Here is a 23,332-nt window from a genome sequence, read left to right on the forward strand (position 1 = left end):
GAGAATGCTGGCCATTCTAATCCCGGAGGCTGACTTTGTCTTGGCGAGGGTCAATGTAAGTATAGTGAGCGGCTTATTTATGAGGAGAACCGCCATGGCGCACATCAACGTTGAACGCACCCATACCCTTGGCCTGGAGGTCGCACGCGTGAAGGCGCGGGACGTGGTTGCCAAGCTTGAGTCGCAATACGGGCTCAAGCCTCAATGGTCGGGAGACAAGGTCGCCTTCAAGCGCTCAGGTGTGGATGGTGTGCTGGAAATCAGCGAGAACACCGTCAAGGTCGATGTGAAACTGGGCATGTTGATGTCAGCGATGAGCGGCATGATCAAATCTGAAATCGAGCGTTCGCTGGATAAGGCGCTGGCGTGAATTGACATCAGGCTTGCTGCCCCTGCCGTTCCCACTCGGCTGGGTGGCAAGTGGAAGTAAGGGGTGTGAACGCATGTGTTGGAGGCAGTCACTTTATTGTGTGCGAGGCGTCGGCGCTTGACGCTGATGACGTAAGCCATTGAGCGGGAAGTTTCTTAAGTTGTTTATTTGTATAGGGTTTAGTTGAAGGGAGTAGAGGTTTTCTTATTTTTGATAATTTCATGTTTGTGGGTATTGTTTGGCCAGAATTAACAAAACCAACAGGGAATTATTGAATGTCTGTTTATCGCTATATGGTTGTGCATGCCCCTAAAGTTGATCACAAAGAGGCGATTGAAAAGGCGCGAGCCGTGATCCATGCCTTCGTCAAGAATCGTGAACATCTAATCGTCGATGAGCAGCGAGAGGACGAAGATCTCACCAAGTTTTCCGTCCAGGATACGAGCGAGCTGAATGTCGGCTGTATTATTGTCTATCGCAACAGTGTGATGTTCACATTGATGGGGGAGGTTGCAGAGAAAGACAGTTGGAGCATGGAGATTGATGCAGTTGATTTAATGGAAGAAGCCTTCCCCGAGTCGCGTCTACAATAAGTATTGCCTCCGTACGGTACGCATTGTCGATAACGTCATCCCTTCCAGAAAGGGATGGCGTTTTTGCCTTGCGTGGAACCTGCGTACATGAAATGTGCTGCCTCGGCGGTTTTTTAGCAGATGAACGGCTTGATCACTCGACTGTTTGACAATGCCAGAGCAATTGGGCGTTGGGGCCAAGGCGCTCGCTCAAGAACAGGTCGGTGCATAGACGGCGTTGGTCGCGGGTCAAAAGCAAGTACGGTACGCTGATCAAAGGTTTATTTGGCATGAGCAACGCTCCCGACGGATGCTCGCCACACGACTTGCAGGTCTGAAAAGAACAATCCTTGTTTGATTTGTAGTGGTTTATCACTCTTTAAGTACGCTTGGGTGCTCTAAGTTGTAGGGGGTTTTACTTTTAAGCGCTTTAAAGCATGAAGTTAAAGGGATGAAAGATTTGTTAGGTGCATGTTAGAGCACTTGCATTAAAGGTCGGTCATTAGCTTGCTCGTGTTGTGGGTTTTTGGGAGCGCGCTACAGTTATTTATAGCGAATAAAGCAGTGATTATTGAAGGTCGAAGCTTTATTGGTTGCAGTCTTACTTGGAATAGTCCGGTACTCAGTTCTGTATGTTATCGGTGTCATGTGTGGCTGTGCTGCTCGCCCGGATTGGCGGGAGACTCATTTAATTAAATCAGCGAGATAATGTAACTATTTCTAACAGGCGCCTGGATGGCGTTTGATCTTGGTGATTAACACCTACTATTAAAAGGATTTATTTTATGGCGAATGTAAAGATTACACGTGAGCACAATTTGGGCCTTGATAAGGCATTGGCGAGCGCGCGCGCCCTGGTCGATGGCTTGGCTGAACAGTATGGTTTGACAACCTATTGGTCTGATACGGGCGTGACGGTTAAACATGGGCTGACCGGGATTACCGGTACGCTGGAAGTCACAGACAAAGTGGTGACGGTATTCGTGGAGCTGAATTTTTTACAAAGCGCATTCAAGGGCGTTATTGAGTCCACGATCAATTCGATCCTGAATAAAGAATTGGGTTGAGGCCTGGCGCCTCAAGCTCATACTTCTCGAAAACCATGGCCTTCGCAGGCCATGGTTGTATCTGGCGTAGCCGCCCCTTGAATTACACGGCTTTAGCGTCTAAACCTGTTGGAGGTGAACATTTTGTTCATCTTGATGATTCGACAGTTTGGCTACGTATGTCGCGACTGAACATTGAGGGGAACACGATGGCTGCTAAAAAACCGGCTGCACCTGCTAAAGAAAGCCATTCATGGGTAGGCAAAGTAGAAGAATATTCGCGCAAAATCTGGCTGGCAGGTCTGGGTGTGTATTCGAAAATTGACACCGATGGCAGCAAGCTTTTTGACAGTTTGGTCAAGGATGGCGAGAAGGCCGAGAAACTGACCAAGGCCGCTGAACCTAAATCAACCAAATCGGCCACCCGTTCCAAGGTCGAGGATGTAAAAGAGTTGGCCTTGGGTAAATGGGGTGAGCTGGAAGAAGCGTTCGACAAGCGCTTGAGCAATGCCATTTCTCGCTTAGGCGTGCCAAGCCGTGATGAAGTTAAAGTCTTGCAGGCTAAAGTTGAGACGCTGACCAAGCACATTGAAAAGTTGTCGACAGCAGCTGCCAAAGTAGCGGCAACCAAAACGCCAGCACCCAGCAAGCCTGCGCCAGCTAAACCAGCGGCCAAGCCTGCTGCCGCCAAAGCAGCGCCAGCCAAACCTGTCAGCAAACCTGCGCTCAAGCCAGCAACTAAACCTGCAGCCAAGCCAGCGGCCAAAAAAACACCTACTGCGGCCAGCAAATCTGCGGCTAAACCGGCAGCTCCCAAATCCGCCACGCAAAAGCCAGCAGCAAGCAAAAAGCCGACGCCACCCAAGACCACAGCAGCCACCCCTCCAGCAGCCACCCCGCAAAAAACTGAAACACCGGCGTCCTGACGAACGCTAAGCTTCGCAGCCGCTGACGAGCAGCACGAGATTGCGCCTGGCGTATGACCCCGCTACGGCGCAACCTCGCAATGAGCCGATGAAAGCCGTTTGGTGTGAGTCGTCAATTACAGCCAGTGTGCAAAGCAGGCAGCCAAGCCTCTCACAACATTAATTTGACGATTGACTCGGACGGGTCGCGAGACTTTCCGGCTTTTTTAAGTTCAGCCAGGTAGTCGTCCCAAAGCTCAGTCTGACGCCGCCCCAGCTCATGCAAGTACTCCCACGTAAACAGCCCGCTGTCGTGCCCGTCATCAAAGGTGATCTTTAGCGCGTATTGGCCTGCGTGCTCAACTTTGTTGATCCCCACATTGATCTTGCCCGTTTGCAGGATTGGATTGCCGTGGCCTTGAACCTCGGCGGACGGTGAGTGCACACGCAAGAACTCGGCAGGCAGATGGTATTCCTCGCCTGAGTGGTACTTGAGCGTGAGTGTTTTCGAGGCTTTATGCAGGTTGATGGCGTTCGGAATCATGGTCATAACCGTTGGTCTCCATAAACACCGTAGCCGCGGGTGCAGGTCACGAACAGGCTTAAGTCCTCTTCGCAACCTGCGCCAGCGGCTACAGGTGTCATGTTTGCCCTTGCGGGCACGTGGCTTACAAGATGTAGCGCGACAGGTCTTCGTTTTCTGCCAACTCGCCCAAGTGGCTGTTGACGTACTCGGCGTCGATCCGGATCGGCTCTTCTTGTTGCGCGCTGGCGATGTCGCCTGCGCTGAAGGACACCTCTTCCAGCAAGCGCTCAAGCAGCGTGTGCAAACGGCGCGCACCGATGTTTTCGGTTTTCTCGTTCACTTTCCAGGCAATCTCGGCCAGGCGCTTGATCCCTTCAGGCATGAACTCGATGTTCAGGCCTTCAGTTTTCAGCAACTCGCGGTATTGCTCGGTCAATGAGGCGTGCGGCTCGCTGAGGATACGTTCGAAGTCTTCAGGCGACAACGCTTTGAGCTCGACACGGATCGGCAAACGGCCTTGCAGCTCAGGCACCAGGTCGCTTGGCTTGCTCAGGTGAAATGCGCCCGAAGCAATGAACAGGATATGGTCAGTTTTGACCATGCCCAGCTTGGTGTTGACCGTGCAGCCTTCGATCAGCGGCAGCAAGTCGCGCTGTACGCCTTCACGGGAAACATCGGCGCCGCCCACGTTGCCGCGCTTGGCCACTTTGTCGATTTCGTCGATGAACACAATGCCGTGTTGCTCAACAGCTTCCAGCGCTTTGGCTTTGAGCTCTTCGTCATTGACCAGACGGCCGGCTTCTTCGTCACGCACCATTTTCAGGGCTTCTTTGACTTTCAGCTTGCGGCTCTTGCGCTTGCCTTTGCCCATGTTGGCAAACAGGCTCTGCAATTGGTTGGTCATTTCTTCCATACCTGGCGGCGCGGAGATATCGACGCCAACGGCATCAGCCACTTCGATTTCGATCTCTTTGTCGTCCAGCTGGCCTTCGCGCAGGCGCTTGCGGAACAGCTGGCGAGTGTTTGTGTCCTGCGGGGCAGCGGCTTCTTCACCAAAGGTACGCGCCGGTGGCAGCAACGCATCGAGGATGCGTTCTTCGGCAGCGTCTTCGGCACGGTGACGAACTTTGACGATTTCCTGTTCGCGCAACAATTTGATTGCAGCGTCTGCCAGATCACGAATGATCGACTCGACGTCGCGGCCCACATAGCCCACTTCAGTGAACTTGGTGGCTTCTACCTTGATGAACGGTGCATTGGCAAGTTTGGCCAGGCGACGGGCAATTTCGGTTTTACCGACACCGGTCGGGCCGATCATCAGGATGTTCTTGGGCGTCACTTCAACGCGCAGCTCTTCAGGGAGCTGCATGCGGCGCCAGCGGTTACGCAGCGCAATAGCGACGGCACGCTTGGCATCGTCCTGGCCGATGATATGGCGATTGAGTTCGTGGACGATTTCGCGGGGGGTCATGGACATAGTAGTTGGCGTTCCTCTAGCTGAATGAAGGGCACGAACGGGTCGATGAATTGACCCGGCAGGCTGTTTATTCAGCGAGGTCCTGCTCCTCAATAGTGATGTTGTGGTTGGTGAATACACAGATGTCGCCAGCGATGCCCAAAGCGGTTTCGGCAATTTCGCGGGCCGACAGCTCGGTTTTCATCAGCAGGGCGCGTGCAGCGGCTTGAGCGAATGCACCGCCCGAACCCATGGCGATCAAGCCGTCTTCAGGCTCAACCACGTCACCGTTGCCGGTGATGATCAATGAAGCATCTTTGTTGGCAACGGCCAGCATGGCTTCAAGGCGGCTCAGCGAGCGGTCGGTACGCCATTCTTTGGCCAACTCGACAGCAGCGCGAACCAAATGACCCTGGTGTTTTTCCAGTTGGCCTTCAAAACGTTCGAAGAGGGTAAATGCATCAGCGGTGGCGCCAGCGAAACCGGCAATGACCTGACCGTGATAGAGACGACGGACTTTTTTCGCATTGCCTTTCATGACGGTGTTGCCAAGTGAAACCTGGCCGTCGCCAGCCATGACAACTTTGCCGTGACGGCGTACTGAAACGATGGTGGTCAAGGGAAGAGTCTCCACGCAGCGGGGCGAAAATGCCTGTTGGAGATACATATGGGGGTGCAGTCGAGTATTTCAACTGCGAGAAGGGAATGTGGATGAGCGGTGAAACAACAATCGCCAGCCAACCTGTGCCTGAAGATCCTGAGTGGGATCTGCAAGCACGGCGGGCTGACGAGGGTTAGCGGCGCTGCTGTAGCAACAGGTTACTAAAGCCGCTGCCCGCCAATTGCTTTTGCGCAACGGTGAGCTGGTCGCGGTTGCTGAACGGCCCCACCAGCACGCGGTACCAGGTTTCATCCTTCACGGTACCGGCTTCGACCGTGGCGGTCTGGCCGAGCAGGATGATCTGGGCGCGCACTTTTTCTGCGTCCGCTTGTTTGCGGAACGAGCCCGCCTGCAAGAAGAACTTGGTGACCGGTGCTGCTTTGGCCACCGGTGGCGCAGGCGGTGGTGTGATGCCGCTCAATGCCGCCTGGGCACGCGCGGTGTCGATCTTGGCCGCTTCAGCCGGAGTCACGGGTGCCAGCGGCGCGGTTTGCGGCGTCGGCGGGGTTTTCTCCGGCACGGCTTCTGGCGGCACGATCACTTCAGACTCGGGCAGCAACGTGTAGAAGTCGTACTTAGGCTTGGCCGGTTGCGTCGGGCTTGGCGGTGTTTTATTAGCTTGCGCCGTTTGCGAAGCCTTCTGCTGCTCTTGCTTGACCCGTTTGACGTCGTCGCCCTTGCCGGGTTCGAGTTTCATCAGAAACACGATAAATGCGCCCACGGTCAGGCCGATGGCCATCCACAGCCAACCCGGAATCGGTTGCTTGGCGGGCGCCTGATACCGACTGGCGCCGCGCTTGGGTGCAGGTTTTTTCTTGGCGGCCAACTTACATGCGCTCCAGAGTTTCCAGGCCCAGCAATTCCAGACCTTGCTTGAGGGTACGGCCCGCCAGGGCTGCCAGGCGCAGGCGGCTTTGTTTTTGTGTTTCGTCTTCTGCGTTCAGGATCGGGCAGTTCTCATAGAAGCTGGAGAACAGGCCCGCCACTTCGTACAGATAGGTACACAGAATATGCGGCGTGCCTTTCTCGGCCACGTTGTTCAGCACTTCGCCGAATTGCGCCAGCTTGGCTGCCAGCTCGAGTTCTTGCGGCGCTTGCAGCACGATGTGACCTTCAACTTCGTTGAAGTTTTTGCCCAGTTTGCGGAACACGCCCGCCACACGGGTGTACGCGTACAGCAAGTAAGGCGCGGTATTGCCTTCGAAGTTCAACATCAGATCGAAGTTGAAGCTGTAGTCGCTGGCACGGTGCTTGGACAAGTCGGCGTATTTGACCGCGTCGATGCCGACCACTTTGGCGATGGCGCGCAGTTCTTCTTCCGGCAGCTCCGGGTTTTTCTCTTTAACCAGCGCGTAGGCGCGCTCTTTGGCTTCGTTGAGCAGGTCGATCAGTTTGACCGTGCCACCGTCGCGGGTTTTGAACGGGCGGCCGTCAGCGCCGTTCATGGTGCCGAAGCCCATGTGCTCCATGTCCATCGGGTGCGTCACGAAACCGGCCTTGCGCGCTACGGCGAACACTTGCTGGAAGTGCAGGGCCTGACGCTGGTCGACGAAGTACAACGCGCGGTCGGCTTTGAGGACGCCGCTGCGGTAGCGGATGGCCGCCAAGTCAGTGGTGGCATACAGGTAGCCGCCGTCGGCCTTGACGATGATCACAGGCAGCGGCTCGCCTTCAGCGTTTTTAAACTCATCGAGGAACACGCATTGTGCGCCGTTGCTCTCGACCAGCATGCCTTTGGCCTTGAGGTCGTTGACCACGTTGATCAAGTCGTCGTTGTAGGCACTTTCGCCCATGACGTCGGCCATGGTCAGTTTGACGTTCAGCAGTTCGTAAATTTTCTGGCAGTGTGACAGCGAGATGTCCTTGAACTTGGACCACAGCGCCAGGCAATCCGGGTCGCCGGCTTGCAGCTTGACCACCAGGCTACGGGCACGGTCGGCAAACTCGGGCGACTCGTCAAAACGCTGTTTAGCGGCACGGTAGAAGTTTTCGAGGTCAGACAGCTCGTTGCTGGTGATCGGGTTCTCTTCCAGATAGGCCATCAGCATGCCGAATTGGGTGCCCCAGTCGCCTACGTGGTTCTGACGGATCACTTCGTCGCCCAGGAACTCCAGCACGCGGGCTACGCCGTCGCCAATGATGGTCGAACGCAGGTGGCCAACGTGCATTTCTTTGGCCAGGTTGGGGGCGGACATGTCGATGACGGTGCGCATGGGCGGGGTGGCCTTGCGCACGCCGATTTTTTCGTCGGCCAGCGCGGCATCGAGACGCGATGCCAGCGCCTGGGTGTTCTGGAAGAAGTTCAGGAAACCGGGGCCGGCGATTTCAGTCTTGCTGATTTGTTCATCGGCCGGCAGGGCAGCGATGATTTTTTCAGCCAGGTCACGCGGCTTCATGCCCGCAGGCTTGGCCAGCATCATGGCGATGTTGCTGGCGAAGTCACCGTGGGTTTTGTCACGGGCGTTTTCCACCTGAATCGCTGGCGTCAGGCCTTCAGGCAACACACCTTCTGTGACGAGTTGAGCAAGGGCTTGTTGAATAAGCTGGCGAATGGTGTCTTTCATGGTCTTCTCTTTCGACCGCAAGCGCGGTAGCGCTTCATTGCGCAGGTGGAAAAACTGGGCATTATCCGTTGCCGGGTCGGCCTTGCCAACCTTGGCAGTCGGGTAATGGATCTGTGGTGGCGATCCCTTCGTGATCCGGGATCCGTTCACACCTTCAAGGGTGCCTATATAGATAGGGGCGCAGTTGCTCTCGATCAACAACTGTGCGGTCAATAGAGGTCAACCGGATCAACGTCCAGCGACCAGCGCACTTGTCGTCCGCCAGGCATTTGTTCGAGCACCAACAGCCATTGACTTAGCAACCGGTGCAACGGCGCACGGGCATTGGCCTGCAACAATAATTGAGCGCGGTAGCGCCCGGCACGGCGTTCCATTGGCGCGGGCACTGGGCCAAGCAGTTCGACGCCGGTCAGGTTCAGTTCGCCCAACAGGCGTTCGGCCTCGCTGCACGCTTCATCCAGAAACCCTTCGGCCTGCCCCGGTTTATGGGCTTCGGCCCGCAACAAGGCCAGGTGCGCGAACGGTGGCAACCCGGCCGCGCGGCGTTCACTGAGCGCTTGCTCGGCAAAGGCGAAGTAGCCTTGCTCTGTCAGCTGGATCAGCAGCGGGTGGTCGGCCAGGTGGGTCTGGATAATCACCTTGCCCGGCTCTTCGGCGCGCCCGGCACGTCCGGCCACCTGCACAATCAACTGCGCCATGCGCTCGCTGGCGCGAAAATCACCGGAAAACAGACCACCATCGGCGTCCAGAATTGACACCAGTGTGACCCGCGGGAAGTGATGGCCCTTGGCGAGCATTTGCGTGCCGATCAAAATGCACGGTTTGCCTTTCTGGATGGTGGCGAACAGTTGGTTCATCGCATCTTTGCGTGAGGTGCTGTCGCGGTCGACACGCAGCACCGGGTAGTCCGGGAACAAAATCCCCAGCCGCTCTTCGGCGCGCTCGGTGCCCGCGCCAACGGGGCGTAAGTCAACCTTGCCGCATTGCGGGCAATTGCGCGGGACACGTTCGACATAGCCACAGTGGTGGCAGCGCAACTCCCCCGAGCGCTGATGAACGGTCATGCGCGCATCACAGCGCTGGCACTCCGACATCCAGCCGCAGTCATGGCACAGCAACGTGGGTGCAAAACCCCGGCGATTGAGGAACACCAACACCTGCTGACCTGCTGCCAGCGTCTGACCAATCGCTTGTTGCATCGGCCCGGAAATGCCGCTGTCCAGCGGACGACTTTTTACATCGAGCCGCAGGAAGCGTGGCTGTTTGGCTCCACCAGCGCGTTCATTCAGGCGCAGCAAACCATAACGGCCGGTGTAGGCGTTATGCAGGCTTTCCAAAGACGGGGTGGCAGATCCGAGCACGATCGGGATGTTTTCCTGTCGTGCTCGCACCAGTGCCAGGTCGCGGGCGTGATAACGCAAGCCTTCCTGCTGTTTATAAGAGCCGTCGTGTTCTTCGTCGATGATGATCAGCCCCGGGTTTTTCATCGGGGTGAACAGTGCCGAGCGGGTGCCAATAATAATGTCGGCTTCGCCATCCCGGGCGGCCAGCCAGCTTTCAAGGCGTTCACGGTCATTGACCGCCGAATGCACCAGCGCGATGCGCGCATTGAAGCGCTGCTCGAAGCGGGCCAGGGTTTGCGGGCCGAGGTTGATCTCCGGGATCAGCACCAGCGCTTGCTTGCCGGCTTCCAGCGTCTCGCGGATCAGTTGCAAATACACTTCGGTCTTGCCGCTGCCCGTTACCCCGGCCAACAAAAATGCATGAAAGCTGCCGAGCCCGGCGTGGATGGCCTCATACGCGGCCCGCTGTTCACTGTTGAGTGGCAGTTCGGGCTGCGCCAGCCAGTGCTCGTGGCGCTCGCTTGGGGCATGACGGCGGATTTCCACGGTGACCAGCTCTTTGGCCAACAACAGGTCCAGGCTGTCTTTGCTCAGCATCAGCTTGCTCAACAACTGATGTGCAACGCCATGCGGATGCTGCGACAAGGTCGCCAGCGCCTCCCGTTGACGGGGTGCACGGGCGATGCGCGGGTCGTCCAGGCGAGCGCCGGGGGCCACCTGCCAAAAGCGTTCCTGACGCGCTTCGGCCAATTCGCCCTGACGCAACAGAACCGGCAATGCCCAACTCAGGGTGTCGCCCAGGCTGTGCTGGTAATACTGCGACGTCCACAGGCAAAGTTTGAACAGCGAAGGGGGCAGGGGCGCGGTGGTATCAAGCAGTGCAATCGCGGGCTTGAGTTTGTCGGCGGGCACATCGCTGTGATCGACCACTTCTACCAACATGCCAATCATCTCGCGTCGACCGAACGGCACCCGCAAGCGCATGCCCGGCTGCAGTTGATCGCGGCGTACGCCCGCAGGCGCCCGGTAATCAAACAAGCGGCGCAAGGGGGAAGGCAGGGCAAGGCGCAAAATGGCGTCGGGCACGCGGGGCTCTCAAGTGATGAACGGCAAAGATGGCCCGGAGACTAGCAGACAAAGCACTTCGGGACTAAAAGGCAGGCCGTTTAAAGATGAATGATTTTGGAGGGAGCATGCTTGGCCGCTTGCGTCAATGCAAAGGTCTGGTATTATCGGCGCCCTAAATTTACGTGCGGTATTCAACAATGGTGTTGAGTGGCGGCACGCTAGCCTGAGGAATACCCATGAAAGCCGATATCCATCCAGCGTACGAAGTCATCGAAGTAACTTGCAGCTGCGGCAACAAGTTCGAAACCCGTTCGAACCTGTGCAAGCCACTGAACACTGACGTATGCAACGAGTGCCACCCGTTCTACACCGGTAAGCAGAAAACTCTGGACGTTGGCGGTCGTGTTGATCGTTTCAAAACTCGTTTCGGTGCTTTCGGTACTACCAAAAAAGCCGCCGAGTAAGGCGTATGACTCTGGACAGGCTCTTGGGTCTGACCGGGTTATTGAAAAAGGCGTCCCTTGCGGGCGCCTTTTTTGTGCCCGCGATTTGGCTTTCTTGCGTTCAGGCCGAGGTATTGTGCCCGGCGGCGCGTGCTGTAACGCCAGCTCAGGTGGAGCGCGTGGTCGACGGCGACACCCTGCGGCTCAAAGACGGTCGCAGTGTGCGGATGATCGGCCTCAATGCGCCGGAAACCGGTAAAAAAGGCCAGAGCGCCGAGCCCTATGCTGATGCTGCCCGCAAGCGTTTGCAGGCCTTGGTAGCACGTAGCGACGGACGCGTCGGGTTGCTGATGGGCAAGCAGGCCAAAGACCGCTACGGTCGCACGCTTGCCCACGTGTTCGGCGCGGATGGCAGCAATTTTGAAGCGCAACTGCTGGCCGACGGCCTCGCCTATCAGGTCGCAATTGCGCCCAACGTAGAACTGCTGGCGTGCCAACAAACGGCCGAACAGCGCGCACGTTCGGCCGGGGCGGGGTTGTGGCGGCATTCGCCAGTGCTGGCGCCGTCGCAAATCAGCCGCTCGGGCTTCGTGCTCGTGAGCGGTACGGTGCGCAACGTTCAACGCAATCGCGGTGGATTTTGGATCGACCTTGATGGGGGTTTGGTGTTGCACATTGCACCCAATCATTTGGCCAGTTTCGACCCAAAAACCCTATCGCGATTGCAGGGAAGGCAACTAGAGGCGCGCGGTTGGGTGCTTGATCGCTCGCGCCGGGGTAATTTGAAAGCGGGGCAGGCACGCTGGATGTTGCCTTTGACGCATCCGGGAATGCTAAAAGTCAGTTTTCGCTAAAAATTGTAGACAATTTTAAATGTAGATTGTGAACACTCAAGCCCTTGCTGGCTGCGGGTCTTGGCCCAAAGTCGTAGGGTAAAGCCCTTGACACTGCTGACCGGCCAGTCTTGTCGGGACTTTACGACACGCGTATGCTCGGCGATCCGTCTGTCCAACAGCAAAAAAGCGGAATGCCCACATGTCTGATTTGAAAACCGCCGCTCTCGAATATCATGCCCAGCCCCGTCCAGGGAAACTGAGTGTCGAGCTCACCAAAGCCACCGCAACTGCCCGCGATCTCGCGTTGGCATACAGCCCGGGTGTAGCCGAACCAGTGCGCGAAATCGCCCGCGATCCCGAGCTGGCCTACAAGTACACTGGCAAGGGCAACCTGGTTGCCGTTATTTCCGACGGTACCGCCATTCTGGGCCTGGGTAACCTCGGTCCATTGGCTTCCAAACCTGTGATGGAAGGCAAGGGCGTACTGTTCAAGCGCTTCGCCGGTATCGATGTGTTCGATATCGAAGTCGATTCCGAGAGCCCTCAGGCTTTCATCGACACGGTTAAACGCATTTCCATCACCTTCGGCGGTATCAACCTCGAAGACATCAAGGCCCCTGAGTGCTTTGAGATCGAACGTGCTCTGATCGAGCAGTGCGACATCCCGGTATTCCACGATGACCAGCACGGTACTGCAATCGTGACCGCAGCCGGCATGATCAATGCCCTGGAAATCGCCGGTAAAACCCTGTCTGACGCCAAAATCGTCTGCTTGGGCGCTGGCGCTGCAGCCATCTCCTGCATGAAGTTGCTGGTGAGCATGGGTGCAACCATCGAAAACATCTTCATGGTTGACCGTACCGGCGTGATTCACTCCGGCCGTGATGACCTGAACCAGTACAAGGCAGTGTTTGCCCACGCCACCGAGAAGCGTTCCCTGGCTGACGCCCTGGAAGGCGCTGACGTGTTTGTCGGCCTGTCCGGTCCAAACCTGCTGAGCGCTGAAGGCCTGAAATCCATGGCGGCCAACCCGATCGTGTTCGCATGCTCGAACCCGGACCCGGAAATCGCCCCGGAACTGGCGCACGCCACCCGTGACGACGTGATCATGGCCACCGGCCGTTCGGACTACCCGAACCAGGTCAACAACGTGCTGGGTTTCCCGTTCATCTTCCGTGGGGCACTGGACGTTCGCGCCAAGCGCATCAACGAAGAGATGAAGATCGCTGCGGCCAACGCCCTGCGCGAACTGGCCAAGCTGCCAGTGCCACAGGACGTGTGTGACGCCTACGGCGGTATCAAGCTGGAATTCGGTCGTGAGTACATCATTCCGAAACCAATGGACGCTCGCCTGATCACCGTGATCTCCGACGCTGTGGCCAAAGCTGCCATCGAGACCGGTGTTGCAACCCTGCCGTACCCGAAGAACTACCCGCTCAAAAGCGTGGATGACGTGTTCAACGGCTAAATTGCGACAGCGCTAAACAAAAAGCCCCGGCACGCGAGTGCCGGGGCTTTTTTGGTTCTGCAGAAGGGGCATCCCAGCGTGCAGTGTTTAAGCGTGAGAGGCCGATTCCTTGGGGCTCGGCCTCTGGTGGGTGCGATACGTCAGAACAGGTCGATCGGGGCGCCATCTTCAGCGGGCAGCGGGCTGCCCGGTGCAACGCCATTGCCCAGCTCGCTGTTGGACGGTGGCGTGTCTTCACTTTTGAACAGTTCAAAGTACGCACCCGGTGTGCCCGGTGACGCGACGCGGCCGCTGATTGGGTCAACCCGCAGGCTGAGAATTCCTTCGGGCTCGGCCTGGGTATGAGCCGGTTTGCCTTTCAGCGCGCCGCCCATGTAGTTGATCCAGATCGGCAGCGCTACCGTGCCGCCATATTCACGGCGTCCAAGACTTTCGGGCTGGTCGAAACCGGTCCATACCGTGGTCACGTAATCGGCGTTATAGCCCGAGAACCACGCATCCTTGGATTCGTTGGTCGTACCGGTTTTACCGGCCAGATCAGTGCGGCCCAGCGACAAGGCGCGACGGCCGGTACCGAGCTTGATCACGTCCTGCAGCATGCTGGTCAGGATATACGTGGTGCGCCCGTCGACGATGCGCTCGGCCACGGCCTGGGTTTCAGTCGTTGGCAGGCCCGGCGCGGCATTGATCGTGTCGATGGTCAGTTCTTCGGCTTCAGGCGGTACATCCTTGCTGGCGTTTTTCGGTACGCTCGGCGGGTTGGCCACGAACAGGGTCTCGCCGTTACGGCTTTCTATCTTGTCGATCAGGTAAGGCGTGATTTTGTAACCGCCGTTGGCAAAGGTGCTCCAGCCCATGGCGATCTCCATGGGCGTCAAGGTCGCGGTCCCCAGCGCCAGCGACAGGTTGCGCGGCAAGTCCTGTTTGCTGAAACCAAATTTGCTGATGTAGTCGACGGTCTTGTCGACGCCCAGGCTCTGCAGCAGGCGGATAGACACCAGGTTGCGCGACTTGTACAGCGCTTCGCGAACACGGATAGGGCCGAGGAACGTGTTGTTGTCGTTTTTCGGCCGCCAGACTTTGTCCTGGTAGTCGTCAACAAATACGATGGGCGCATCGTTCACCAGCGTGGCAGCGGTATAGCCGTTATCCAGTGCTGCGCTGTAAATGAAGGGCTTAAAGCTCGAACCCGGCTGACGCTTGGCCTGCATTGCACGGTTGTAGTTGCTCTGCTCAAACGCGAAACCGCCCACCAATGCGCGGATGGCCCCATTGTTCGGGTCAAGTGAAACCAGCGCGCCTTGTACTGTCGGCACCTGGCTGAACTTGAAACTGCCATCGGGTTGTGGCTGGACGCGAATCAGATCGCCCACCTGCGCCACGTCGGCTGGCTGCTTGGGCATCGGGCCCATGCTGTTGGTGTTCAGGAAGCGTCGTGCCCACTTCATGCTGTCCCAGCTCACGCGGCCTTCACCCGTGCGGGTCAGGACGTGCAGGCCATCTTTGTCGACCTCGGTCACGATGGCAGGCTCAAGCCCGCTAATCGGGCGCTGCTTGGCCAGCTCTTGCTTCCATACGGCCAGCGTCTTGCCCGGGAAGCGTGATTCAGGGCCGCGATAGCCGTGGCGCTGGTCGTAGGTAATCAGCCCGTCTTCGACAGACTTGTTGGCCAGTTCCTGCAAGTCGCTCGGCACCGTGGTGGTGACGCGATAACCTTCTGTGTAGGCCTCGCTGCCATAACGACCGACCATTTCGGCGCGGGCCATCTCGGCAATGTAAGGGGCGTTCACTTCCGGTGTCGGCACGTGATAACTGGCGTTGACCGGCTCGGCAATGGCAGCTTCGTAGCTGGCCTGATCGATTTTGCCCAACTTGTACATGCGGCCCAGAATCCAGTCGCGGCGCTCTTTGCTGCGCACCGGGTTAGCCAGCGGGTTGAAGCGCGAGGGGGCTTTGGGCAGGCCTGCGATCATGGCCATTTGCGCCAGGCTCAAATCGCGGATCGATTTGCCGTAATACACCTGGGCGGCCGATTCGATGCCGTAGGCGCGATTACCCAGGTAAATCTTGTTCACGTACAGCTCAAGGATTTCGTCCTTGGTCAGCTCGCGTTCGATTTGCAGTGCCAACAGGATTTCGTTGGTTTTGCGGGAAAAGCTCCGCTCACTGGATAGGAAATAGTTCTTCGCCACCTGCATCGTGATGGTGCTACCACCCGATTGTATGTGTCCGCTTTTTACCAACTGGGTGGCGGCACGCATCAGGCTGCTGGGGTCGACCCCGTAATGATTGGCGAAGTTGTCATCTTCAGCCGACAGCAAGGCATTAATGAAATTGGGGGGAATGTCGGCGAACTTGATCGGAGAGCGGCGCATTTCGCCAAACTCTGCAATCAACTTGCCGTCGCTGGTGTAGACCCGCAAAGGAATCTGCAACTGGATGCTTCTCAACGACTCTACAGACGGCAAGCCAGGACTAAGATAGAGAAACGCGCCGCTTAGCCCGAGCACGAGCCCGCAGATCACAGCAACGAATGACCACCCGAAAAACTTCAGCAGACGAATCAAGGCTTTTGGATTTCCAGATTAAGAAATGGGTTGCACGTCAGGGTTGTGCGCAGGCGCGCCGGGTCGACAATGCGGAAAAAAACGCCCGGCATTATAAGCATTTTTCGGTCATGGGCGTCAGGGACCTCATGTCGGAACGGATTATGAACGGATCTCATTTTTCACCCTCCGTAAGCCACGGATTGCATTAGGGAAAATAGCTGTGCCCGGATTGTTCACAAAAAAACCTCAGCGTTACGCGGGTGTCGAGGTTGGACCAGACTCGATCAATATCGTCGAATTAAGCCGCTCACGCAGTGGCTATCAGCTTGAAGCCTATGCCATGGAGCCCTTGCCAGTCATGCCGTTGCACGATCTGACAGGTCTTACGGCAAAAAGTGTCGCGCAGGTTGTGTCTATCGCGTTGAACAAAGCGGGCATACAGGCACGCAGCGCTGCGATATCAATGCCCGACACGCAGGTGATTTGCAAAATCATCGAGGTGGAACCGGGCCTGAGCGAGCAGGACCTCGAACTGCATGTGCGCCTTGAGGCCGAACAGTACGTTCCGTATGACCTTGATGACGCCGCACTTGATTTCCAAGTGCTGGGGCCTTCACTCGAGAACCCACACCGCATCAGCGTGTTGCTGGCTGTGTGCCGCCAGCAAGCGCTTGAATGGCATCAATCGGTGCTGGCGGGTGCCGGCTTGCAGGCGAAGGTCATTGAGGTGCGCGATCACGCCCATGCCCGGGGCGTGCAATGGTTGAGTGGCTTGCCCGGTTATCAGCCTGACAACCCGCTTGCCGGGGTGAACGTGAATCCTCGCCTCGCACCCGAAGCGCTCTTCTGCGATGCTGCGCAGCTGTTGACAGCCTGTGGTCTGGCCTTGAGGGGGTTCGATTGATGGCGCGAATCAATTTGTTGCCATGGCGTGAGTGGCTGCGCGAAAAGCGTCGCAAAAGGTATGTGGGCATGCTGGTGGCGTTGCTGGTGGTGACGGCTGCCGGGTTGTTTGTGCTGGATCATTTCGTCGACCGCGCTGTGGAGCGACAGTTGGCGCGTAATGATCTGATCCGAAGTTCAATGGTCCAACTGGATGGACGTGCGCAGCAGATCGATCAGTTAAAAGTGCGCCGTGAGCAATTGTTGGAGCGCATGCAAACCATCGAAACACTGCAAGGCAATCGCTCCGGCAGCAGCATCGTGTTCGATCAACTGGCGCGCAGTTTGCCGGAAGGTGTGTATTTCACCGACGTGAAGATGGTCGAACGCACCATTGCGATTACGGGGGTGGCGCAGTCCACTGCACTGGTTGCCGAGTTGATGCGCAATCTGGACGCCTCCCATTGGCTGGAGGCTCCCACGCTGATTGAGGTGCGGGCCAAAGATGGGCAGGGGGACAGCCAGGCACGGTTATTTCAGATGACCGTGCTGCAATCCCAAAACGGCCATGATGGCGGGCAGTTTTGATGGGCGCGCAATGGCTGGAGAGCCTGCGTACTTTTGACCTGCAAGAATTGAATCTCAAACACGCCGGGATGTGGTCGCCCCGGCGTAAAGCAGTCGTCGCAGCGGGTCTCGCGGCGCTGCTTCTGCTGACGGGGTATGGGCTCTGGCTGAAGCCGGGGCTGGCCCGGTTCCATGAGCAGCGCAATGCCGAGCCCGAACTCACTGCTCAATTGGCGACCCGTGCCCGTGAGGCTGCGTCACTGGTTGACCATCACCGGCATCTTGAAGCGCTACAAGTGGCCTTCGACGATGTAATGCGGCAACTGCCGCGTCAATCCCAAGTGCCGGGTTTGCTGGACGAAGTGTCCCGGCTCGCCCAGAACAGCGGCCTGATCATCGAACAGATCCAGTGGCTGCCTGAAACACTACAACCCGTTTATAGCGAACTTCCCCTGCAATTGATGGTGGTGGGCGGGTATCACGACCTTGGGGTTTTTCTCAGTGGTATTGCGGATTTACCCCGGATCGTCACCGTGCATGATTTCACCCTGACGGCAGCCACCCCGGCAGCGAATGGCCCATTGCGCATGACGTTACTGGCCAAAACCTATCGCGCCAATGATCAAGGACTGATCCCGTGAGAGTGATGTATCGATGTGTGCTGGCCGGTGCGCTGGCAAGCCTCGCGGGTTGCGACAACCCGCAGGGTATTGAGACGCTGGAGCGTGAACTGCATGCGCTTCAAGCCATTGATGGCATTCCCGTGCCCCCCCTGCCAACCCGTGTGCAGCACCGAGCGTTTATCTACGAAGCCACTGCACTGCGCAGCCCTTTTCAGGGGGCGTTCGGGGTGGAAGGGGCTCGCTGGCAGGTGAGTGATGCAGACCACAGTGACCATGAGGGGCGCAGCAAAAGCGTTTTGGAAGACATTGATCTTGAGCAGTTCGAGATGGTTGGCACCTTGTCGGACCTGTATCAGGACAACGTCCTGTTACGCGCCAAGGGTGTCGTGCATCGTTTGCAGTCCGGTGACTATTTGGGTCGTCATAACGGCCGGATTGTCGCGCTTAACCCGCAGCACGTTGAAGTGTTTGAAGTGATTTCTGATGGTCGGGGCGGTTGGCTGGAAAGAACCCTGACGATTCCTTTGAAACAGCAGTCTTAACGGAAATAAACCATGAAAAGGATTTTCCCGGTCTGTGGACTGGCGCTATGGAGTGCGCTGAATTCACAGGCAGTGTTGGCCAGTGCGCCTTTGATACTCCCTGATGCGTCGACGCCTTGGGTTGTTCAGCCTGAGCAGGCCAAGGCTCAAACCTACGAGGGCGACCTGCTGTCGCTCAACTTTCAGGACATTGAAGTGCGCACGGTGCTGCAGATTCTTGCGGACTTTACCCGGTTCAACCTGGTGGTCAGCGATGGCGTTGAAGGCAATGTCACGCTCAACCTGCAAGACGTGCCCTGGGATCAGGCGCTGGACCTGGTACTCAAAAGCAAAGGCCTGGATAAACGCATGGAAGGCAATGTGATGTTGATTGCGCCAGCGGATGAAATAGCCGCCCAGGCGCGTCAGGCGCTGGAGGCACGTAACCAGATAGCCGACCTTGCCCCCTTGCGTCGGGAGGTGGTGCAGGTCAATCACGCCAAGGCTGCGGACATCGCCAAGCTGTTTCAGTCTGCGACCGGCCATGCCCCAGGCGTGGAAGGGCAAGGCTCGATCACTGTGGATGAGCGCACTAACCACATCATCGCGTTCCAGACTGCCGAGCGGCTCGGCGAACTACGGCGCATCGTGGCGCAACTGGATGTACCCATGCGTCAGGTGATGATTGAGGCGCGTATTGTCGAAGCAGGGGTAGATTTTGAAAAGAAACTGGGCGTGCGATGGGGTGGCGAGATTCGTAATGCGGGCAATTGGAAAGCAGGAGGCATCAACAAGCCCGTTGTAGAGGGCGCCGCTGAAGTCAGCGCACCGTTCGTGGACTTGGGCGTTGCCAATCACACCTCAGGGTTGGGCATCGCTTTCATCACCAACAATGTCTTGCTGGACCTCGAATTGAGCGCCATGGAAAAGACGGGCAATGGCGAAATCATCTCGCAGCCCAAGGTGGTTACTTCTGACAAGGAGACCGCAAAAATTCTGAAGGGCACTGAAATTCCCTATCAGGAATCCACCTCCAGCGGCGCCACCTCCGTGTCGTTCAAAGAAGCCTCGCTGTCACTGGAAGTGACCCCGCAGATCACACCGGACAACAGCATCCTCATGCAGGTGGTGGTGACAAAAGACGAGCCGGACTACATGAACATGGTCAACAACGTACCGCCCATCAAGAAGAACGAAGTGCGCGGGAGGGTGCTGGTCAAAGACGGAGAAACCATCGTGATTGGGGGCGTGTTCTCAAATACGCAAAGCAACGTGGTAGATAAAGTGCCATTTTTGGGCGATCTGCCGTATGTTGGCCGACTTTTCCGTCGGGACCTTGTCCTCGAAAAAAAATCCGAGCTGCTGGTGTTCTTGACTCCGCGTATCATGAACGACCTGGCGATTGCTGCGAGTCATTGATTCTGTGCGAAATTTGATTCTTGTTGGGCCGATGGGCGCGGGTAAAAGCACCATTGGACGTTTGCTGGCCAAGGAACTGCGGCTGCCGTTCAAAGATTCCGACAAGGAAATCGAACTGCGCACCGGCACGAATATCCCGTGGATCTTCGATAAAGAAGGTGAGGCGGGGTTTCGTGATCGTGAGACGGCCATGATTAAAGCGTTGTGCCATGAAGATGGCATTGTGCTCGCAACTGGGGGCGGGGCCGTGATGCGGCCTGAAAACCGTAAGTTCCTGCATGCAGGTGGGCGCGTGGTGTATCTGCATGCCTCCATCGAGCAGCAGGTGGCGCGTACGTCGCGCGATCGTAATCGCCCCCTGTTGCGCAATGCGAATCCGGAGAAAATCCTGCGCGATCTGCTGGCCATTCGTGATCCGCTTTATCGTGAAATCGCCGATGTGGTGGTCGAAACCGATGAACGGCCGCCGCGGATGGTGGTTTTGGACATTTTGGAGCGTCTGGCCCAGCTTCCTCCTCGTTAAAGCTTGGTACAAAATGCGCTATCCTCGGCGCCGGTCCTGCCCGCAAGCGGTATGACCCAAAGCTACTGGGCAGCGTCCCCACCGGCGCTGCCAACACTTGATAATTGCGAAACAGGGCGCCAGCCGTCCTTTTTCAATGCGGGGATTCATGCAGACACTGAAGGTTGATCTAGGCGAGCGCAGCTACCCGATTCATATTGGCGAGGGTTTATTGGATCAGCCTGAGCTGCTGGCGCCGCACATCGCCGGGCGCCAGGTGGCAATTGTGACCAACGAAACCGTAGCGCCTCTGTATCTCGAGCGTCTGACCCGCAGCCTGGCGGCTTATTCGGTGCTGCCGATCATCCTTCCCGATGGCGAATCATTCAAAAATTGGGAAACCCTGCAGCTGATTTTCAATGGCTTGCTCACGGCGCACCATGATCGGCGCACCACGGTCATTGCACTGGGTGGTGGCGTGATCGGTGACATGGCCGGTTTTGCCGCATCGTGTTACCAGCGCGGGGTCGACTTCATTCAGGTGCCGACCACTTTGCTGTCGCAAGTGGATTCGTCCGTAGGCGGCAAAACCGGCATCAATCACCCGCTGGGCAAAAACATGGTGGGCGCGTTTTACCAGCCAAATCTGGTACTCATCGACACCACCAGCCTGAACACCTTGCCAGCACGCGAACTGTCGGCAGGGCTGGCGGAAGTGATCAAGTACGGCCTGATTTGCGACGAGCCTTTTCTGACCTGGCTGGAAGAAAACGTTGACGCCTTGCGCGCCCTGGATCAGGCCGCGCTGACCACGGCCATTCAGCGTTCCTGCGCAGCCAAGGCCGCCGTGGTGGGTGCCGACGAACGTGAGTCGGGCGTGCGCGCCACCCTCAACCTGGGCCACACCTTTGGCCATGCCATCGAAACCCACATGGGCTACGGGGTATGGTTGCATGGAGAGGCTGTGGCGGCTGGCACGGTGATGGCGCTGGAAATGTCGGCGCGTCTGGGCTGGATCACCGAGGCCGAACGTGACCGTGGCATTCGCCTGTTCCAGCGTGCGGGTCTGCCGGTGGTGCCGCCCACCGAGATGACGCCTGCCGATTTCATGGAACACATGGCAATAGATAAAAAAGTGATCGACGGCCGCTTGCGCCTGGTGCTGTTACGCCGCATGGGCGAAGCCACAGTGACCGACGATTATCCACAAGAGGTTCTACAGGCCACGCTGGGTGCGGATTACCGCGCGCTGGCTCAGCTCAAAGGTTAATAAGATCCCGATGACTAGTTTGCATGCCGACGAGGCGTTTCTCGGTCACTTTCAACTCAACCACGACCCCTTTGCTCCACGGGTGCCAGGGTTCAAGTTCTTCCCGGCCCAGCGCAAGCCGGTGCTGGGGCAGTTGCACCACCTCGCCCGTTACAGCCAGCTGCTGCTGGTAGTCACCGGGCCTGAAGGCAGCGGCAAGACGTTGTTGCGTCAGGCGCTGGTCGCCAGCACCAACAAACAGTCAGTGCAAAGTGTCGTGGTTTCAGCGCGTGGCGCCGGTGATGCGGCCGGTGTGATGCGCCAGATTGCGCAAACCCTGAATGTCGCCAACCCCGACATCGGCTCAATTCTGGCGCAAGTGGTGCAACTGGCCCTGACCGGCCAGGAAGTTTACTTGCTGATCGATGATGCCGAGCAGCTTGACGACTCGGCGCTCGAAGCCCTGCTGGCGCTGGCGGCCGGGACGCCTGAAGGCCGACCGCATGTGTTCCTGTTTGGCGAGCCTTCGATGATCGCCGGTCTTGAGCAGCTCAGCGCGGACGAAGAGCGCTTCCACGTCATCGAATTGCAGCCGTATAGCGAAGAAGAGACCCGCGAATACCTGGCGCAGCGTCTTGAAGGCGCCGGGGCCGGAATCGAACTCTTGAGCGCGCAACAGATCTCAGATATTCACGAGAGCTCCGACGGCTGGCCTGGGAACATCAACCAGGTTGCCCGCGATGCAATGATCGAAGCCATGATTGCCAGCCGCACTGCGGTCAAGCGTCCAAGTATGGGGTTCAACATGCCGAAAAAACACGTATTGGCCATTGGTGCCGTAGTGGTAGTGGCCGTCGCCGCTGCCATCCTGATTCCGGGTCGCGGCAAAACGCCGACCACCCCAAATGCTGAACAGGCCCAGTTGCCGCTGGGGCAAGCCGCGCCGAATGCTGGCGCTAACCCGTCGGTAGATTTCGCCGGTTCTTCGCAGCCCATGCCGCTGCCGCTGGTCGGTCAGTCGCAGCCGGTGATGCGCGGTCCGCTGGCCGAGGCGGCCGGTGGTATTTCTGAAGGCGATGACGGTGGCGTGCCTGCGGTTGAAGGGGGCGCTGATGTGCCACCTACCGTGACCACCACGGCACCACCTGTCGGCGTTCCTGCGGGCGCTGAGCCCGTGCCGGCACCTGCTCCGGCACCACGTCCGGTACAGCAAGCGCCAGTGGCTGCGGCCAAGCCGACCCCCGCCCCGACCCCGGCTGCCAAGCCAACCCCTGCGCCTGTGGCCAAACCAGCAGCCAAACCGGCAGATAAACCCGTCACCCTGGCCAAGGCCGCGCCGGGCAGCAGCTGGTACTCCAGCCAGCCAGCGGGCAACTATGTGGTGCAGATCGTCGGCACCAGCTCTGAAGCCTCTGCGCAAAATGTCGTCAAAGAAGTGGGCGGTGAATCGCGCTACTTCAAAAAAATGCTTAACGGCAAACCGTTGTATGTCGTGACCTACGGCAATTTCCCAAGCCACGCCGCGGCCACTGCCGCCATCAAGAACTTGCCAGCGAAGATTCAGGCTGGTAAACCTTGGCCTCGCACTGTCGCCAGCGTCCAACAAGAACTGGCAGCAGCTCGCTGATGCTCCGGCGACCTTACCCAGGTCGCCGTGCTTCACACCTAACATTCCTGCTTGAGCATGCGGCTTTTTGGCCGTGTGCCTTGTGGTGTCTGCGCCTTGTGGCGGTCAACATCAAAAATGTTTTGACTAGCACAA

Annotated in this window: 23 protein-coding genes; 15 read left to right on the forward strand and 8 right to left on the reverse strand. The window is 57.7% G+C overall.

From position 1 onward, the window contains the following. Positions 1-94 precede the first annotated feature (94 nt). Together HBN68_RS19840 and HBN68_RS19845 are read left to right on the forward strand one after the other, a co-directional pair. Entirely contained in the window at positions 95-370 is a 276-nt protein-coding gene (locus HBN68_RS19840) for a polyhydroxyalkanoic acid system family protein (protein WP_047272977.1), read from the forward strand. 275 nt (positions 371-645) lie between these two features. Then, entirely contained in the window at positions 646-963 is a 318-nt protein-coding gene (locus HBN68_RS19845; protein WP_169965841.1) for a hypothetical protein, read from the forward strand. Between the two features lie 133 nt (positions 964-1,096). On the opposite strand, the gene HBN68_RS19850 is transcribed toward HBN68_RS19845, so the two are convergent. Further along, positions 1,097-1,234 carry a hypothetical protein gene (locus tag HBN68_RS19850; RefSeq protein ID WP_169965843.1) on the reverse strand — a complete coding sequence of 46 codons (138 nt, stop codon included), beginning with the start codon at positions 1,232-1,234 and terminating at the stop codon, positions 1,097-1,099. A 493-nt stretch (positions 1,235-1,727) separates the two neighbouring features. On the opposite strand from HBN68_RS19850, the gene HBN68_RS19855 reads away from it, so the two are divergent. Both HBN68_RS19855 and HBN68_RS19860 read left to right on the forward strand, forming a co-directional pair. Beyond that, positions 1,728-2,009, forward strand: a complete 282-nt coding sequence (locus HBN68_RS19855) for a polyhydroxyalkanoic acid system family protein (RefSeq protein ID WP_094993705.1) — start codon at positions 1,728-1,730, stop codon at positions 2,007-2,009. Positions 2,010-2,197: 188 nt separating this feature from the next. Next, on the forward strand, positions 2,198-2,914 hold the full coding sequence (locus HBN68_RS19860) for a phasin family protein (RefSeq protein WP_169965919.1): 717 nt from the start codon (positions 2,198-2,200) through the stop codon (positions 2,912-2,914). 151 nt (positions 2,915-3,065) lie between these two features. Here HBN68_RS19860 and HBN68_RS19865 read toward each other — a convergent pair whose 3' ends face one another. The 6 genes from HBN68_RS19865 to HBN68_RS19890 all read right to left on the reverse strand — a co-directional run bounded on the left by HBN68_RS19865 (position 3,066) and on the right by HBN68_RS19890 (position 10,529). Beyond that, complete coding sequence (locus HBN68_RS19865) at positions 3,066-3,443, reverse strand: DUF971 domain-containing protein (protein ID WP_169965844.1); 378 nt, start codon at positions 3,441-3,443, stop codon at positions 3,066-3,068. A 118-nt stretch (positions 3,444-3,561) separates the two neighbouring features. Beyond that, positions 3,562-4,896: an ATP-dependent protease ATPase subunit HslU gene (gene hslU, locus HBN68_RS19870; RefSeq protein WP_094993702.1), complete on the reverse strand. Its 1,335-nt coding sequence runs from the start codon at positions 4,894-4,896 to the stop codon at positions 3,562-3,564. 67 nt (positions 4,897-4,963) lie between these two features. Then, a complete protein-coding gene (hslV, locus tag HBN68_RS19875; protein ID WP_016783176.1) occupies positions 4,964-5,494 on the reverse strand; it encodes an ATP-dependent protease subunit HslV in 531 nt (176 codons plus the stop codon). A 175-nt stretch (positions 5,495-5,669) separates the two neighbouring features. After that, entirely contained in the window at positions 5,670-6,362 is a 693-nt protein-coding gene (locus HBN68_RS19880; protein WP_047272983.1) for an SPOR domain-containing protein, read from the reverse strand. A gap of 1 nt (position 6,363) precedes the next feature. Further along, entirely contained in the window at positions 6,364-8,100 is a 1,737-nt protein-coding gene (argS, locus tag HBN68_RS19885; RefSeq protein WP_169965846.1) for an arginine--tRNA ligase, read from the reverse strand. A gap of 209 nt (positions 8,101-8,309) precedes the next feature. Then, the gene (locus HBN68_RS19890; RefSeq protein ID WP_094993700.1) at positions 8,310-10,529 is read right to left on the reverse strand and encodes a primosomal protein N'; all 2,220 of its coding nucleotides are present in this window, start codon (positions 10,527-10,529) and stop codon (positions 8,310-8,312) included. Between the two features lie 218 nt (positions 10,530-10,747). Between HBN68_RS19890 and rpmE the strand changes: the two genes are divergently transcribed. The 3 genes from rpmE (at position 10,748) to HBN68_RS19905 (ending at position 13,258) form a co-directional block, all read left to right on the forward strand. After that, on the forward strand, positions 10,748-10,975 hold the full coding sequence (gene rpmE / locus HBN68_RS19895) for a 50S ribosomal protein L31 (protein ID WP_047272986.1): 228 nt from the start codon (positions 10,748-10,750) through the stop codon (positions 10,973-10,975). A 5-nt stretch (positions 10,976-10,980) separates the two neighbouring features. Then, on the forward strand, positions 10,981-11,808 hold the full coding sequence (locus HBN68_RS19900; protein WP_169965848.1) for a thermonuclease family protein: 828 nt from the start codon (positions 10,981-10,983) through the stop codon (positions 11,806-11,808). 181 nt (positions 11,809-11,989) lie between these two features. Continuing rightward, positions 11,990-13,258, forward strand: a complete 1,269-nt coding sequence (locus tag HBN68_RS19905; protein WP_094993698.1) for a malic enzyme-like NAD(P)-binding protein — start codon at positions 11,990-11,992, stop codon at positions 13,256-13,258. Between the two features lie 140 nt (positions 13,259-13,398). Here the strand turns inward: HBN68_RS19905 and HBN68_RS19910 are convergent, their stop codons facing one another. Further along, positions 13,399-15,825: a penicillin-binding protein 1A gene (locus HBN68_RS19910; RefSeq protein WP_094993697.1), complete on the reverse strand. Its 2,427-nt coding sequence runs from the start codon at positions 15,823-15,825 to the stop codon at positions 13,399-13,401. A gap of 202 nt (positions 15,826-16,027) precedes the next feature. On the opposite strand from HBN68_RS19910, the gene pilM reads away from it, so the two are divergent. From pilM to HBN68_RS19950, 8 genes are all read left to right on the forward strand, one after another. Continuing rightward, positions 16,028-16,711 carry a type IV pilus assembly protein PilM gene (pilM, locus tag HBN68_RS19915; RefSeq protein WP_094993696.1) on the forward strand — a complete coding sequence of 228 codons (684 nt, stop codon included), beginning with the start codon at positions 16,028-16,030 and terminating at the stop codon, positions 16,709-16,711. Continuing rightward, positions 16,711-17,277 (forward strand): PilN domain-containing protein, encoded by a 567-nt coding sequence (locus tag HBN68_RS19920; protein WP_094993695.1) that lies wholly within the window; start codon positions 16,711-16,713, stop codon positions 17,275-17,277. Before pilM ends, HBN68_RS19920 begins: the two co-directional genes overlap by 1 nt. Then, on the forward strand, positions 17,277-17,897 hold the full coding sequence (gene pilO / locus HBN68_RS19925; RefSeq protein WP_169965850.1) for a type 4a pilus biogenesis protein PilO: 621 nt from the start codon (positions 17,277-17,279) through the stop codon (positions 17,895-17,897). The genes HBN68_RS19920 and pilO overlap by 1 nt, the downstream gene beginning before the upstream one ends. A gap of 5 nt (positions 17,898-17,902) precedes the next feature. Further along, a complete protein-coding gene (locus tag HBN68_RS19930; RefSeq protein ID WP_169965921.1) occupies positions 17,903-18,421 on the forward strand; it encodes a pilus assembly protein PilP in 519 nt (172 codons plus the stop codon). A 12-nt stretch (positions 18,422-18,433) separates the two neighbouring features. Further along, positions 18,434-19,819: a type IV pilus secretin PilQ family protein gene (locus HBN68_RS19935; protein WP_169965852.1), complete on the forward strand. Its 1,386-nt coding sequence runs from the start codon at positions 18,434-18,436 to the stop codon at positions 19,817-19,819. A 4-nt stretch (positions 19,820-19,823) separates the two neighbouring features. After that, positions 19,824-20,342: a shikimate kinase AroK gene (aroK, locus tag HBN68_RS19940; RefSeq protein ID WP_094993727.1), complete on the forward strand. Its 519-nt coding sequence runs from the start codon at positions 19,824-19,826 to the stop codon at positions 20,340-20,342. Positions 20,343-20,490: 148 nt separating this feature from the next. Further along, a complete protein-coding gene (gene aroB, locus HBN68_RS19945; RefSeq protein ID WP_169965854.1) occupies positions 20,491-21,591 on the forward strand; it encodes a 3-dehydroquinate synthase in 1,101 nt (366 codons plus the stop codon). A 10-nt stretch (positions 21,592-21,601) separates the two neighbouring features. After that, the gene (locus HBN68_RS19950; RefSeq protein WP_169965856.1) at positions 21,602-23,197 is read left to right on the forward strand and encodes an AAA family ATPase; all 1,596 of its coding nucleotides are present in this window, start codon (positions 21,602-21,604) and stop codon (positions 23,195-23,197) included. Positions 23,198-23,332: the final 135 nt, after the last annotated feature.

Origin of the sequence: Pseudomonas sp. WS 5078 (assembly GCF_012985745.1) — a bacterium.
GTDB lineage: Bacteria > Pseudomonadota > Gammaproteobacteria > Pseudomonadales > Pseudomonadaceae > Aquipseudomonas > Aquipseudomonas lundensis_A.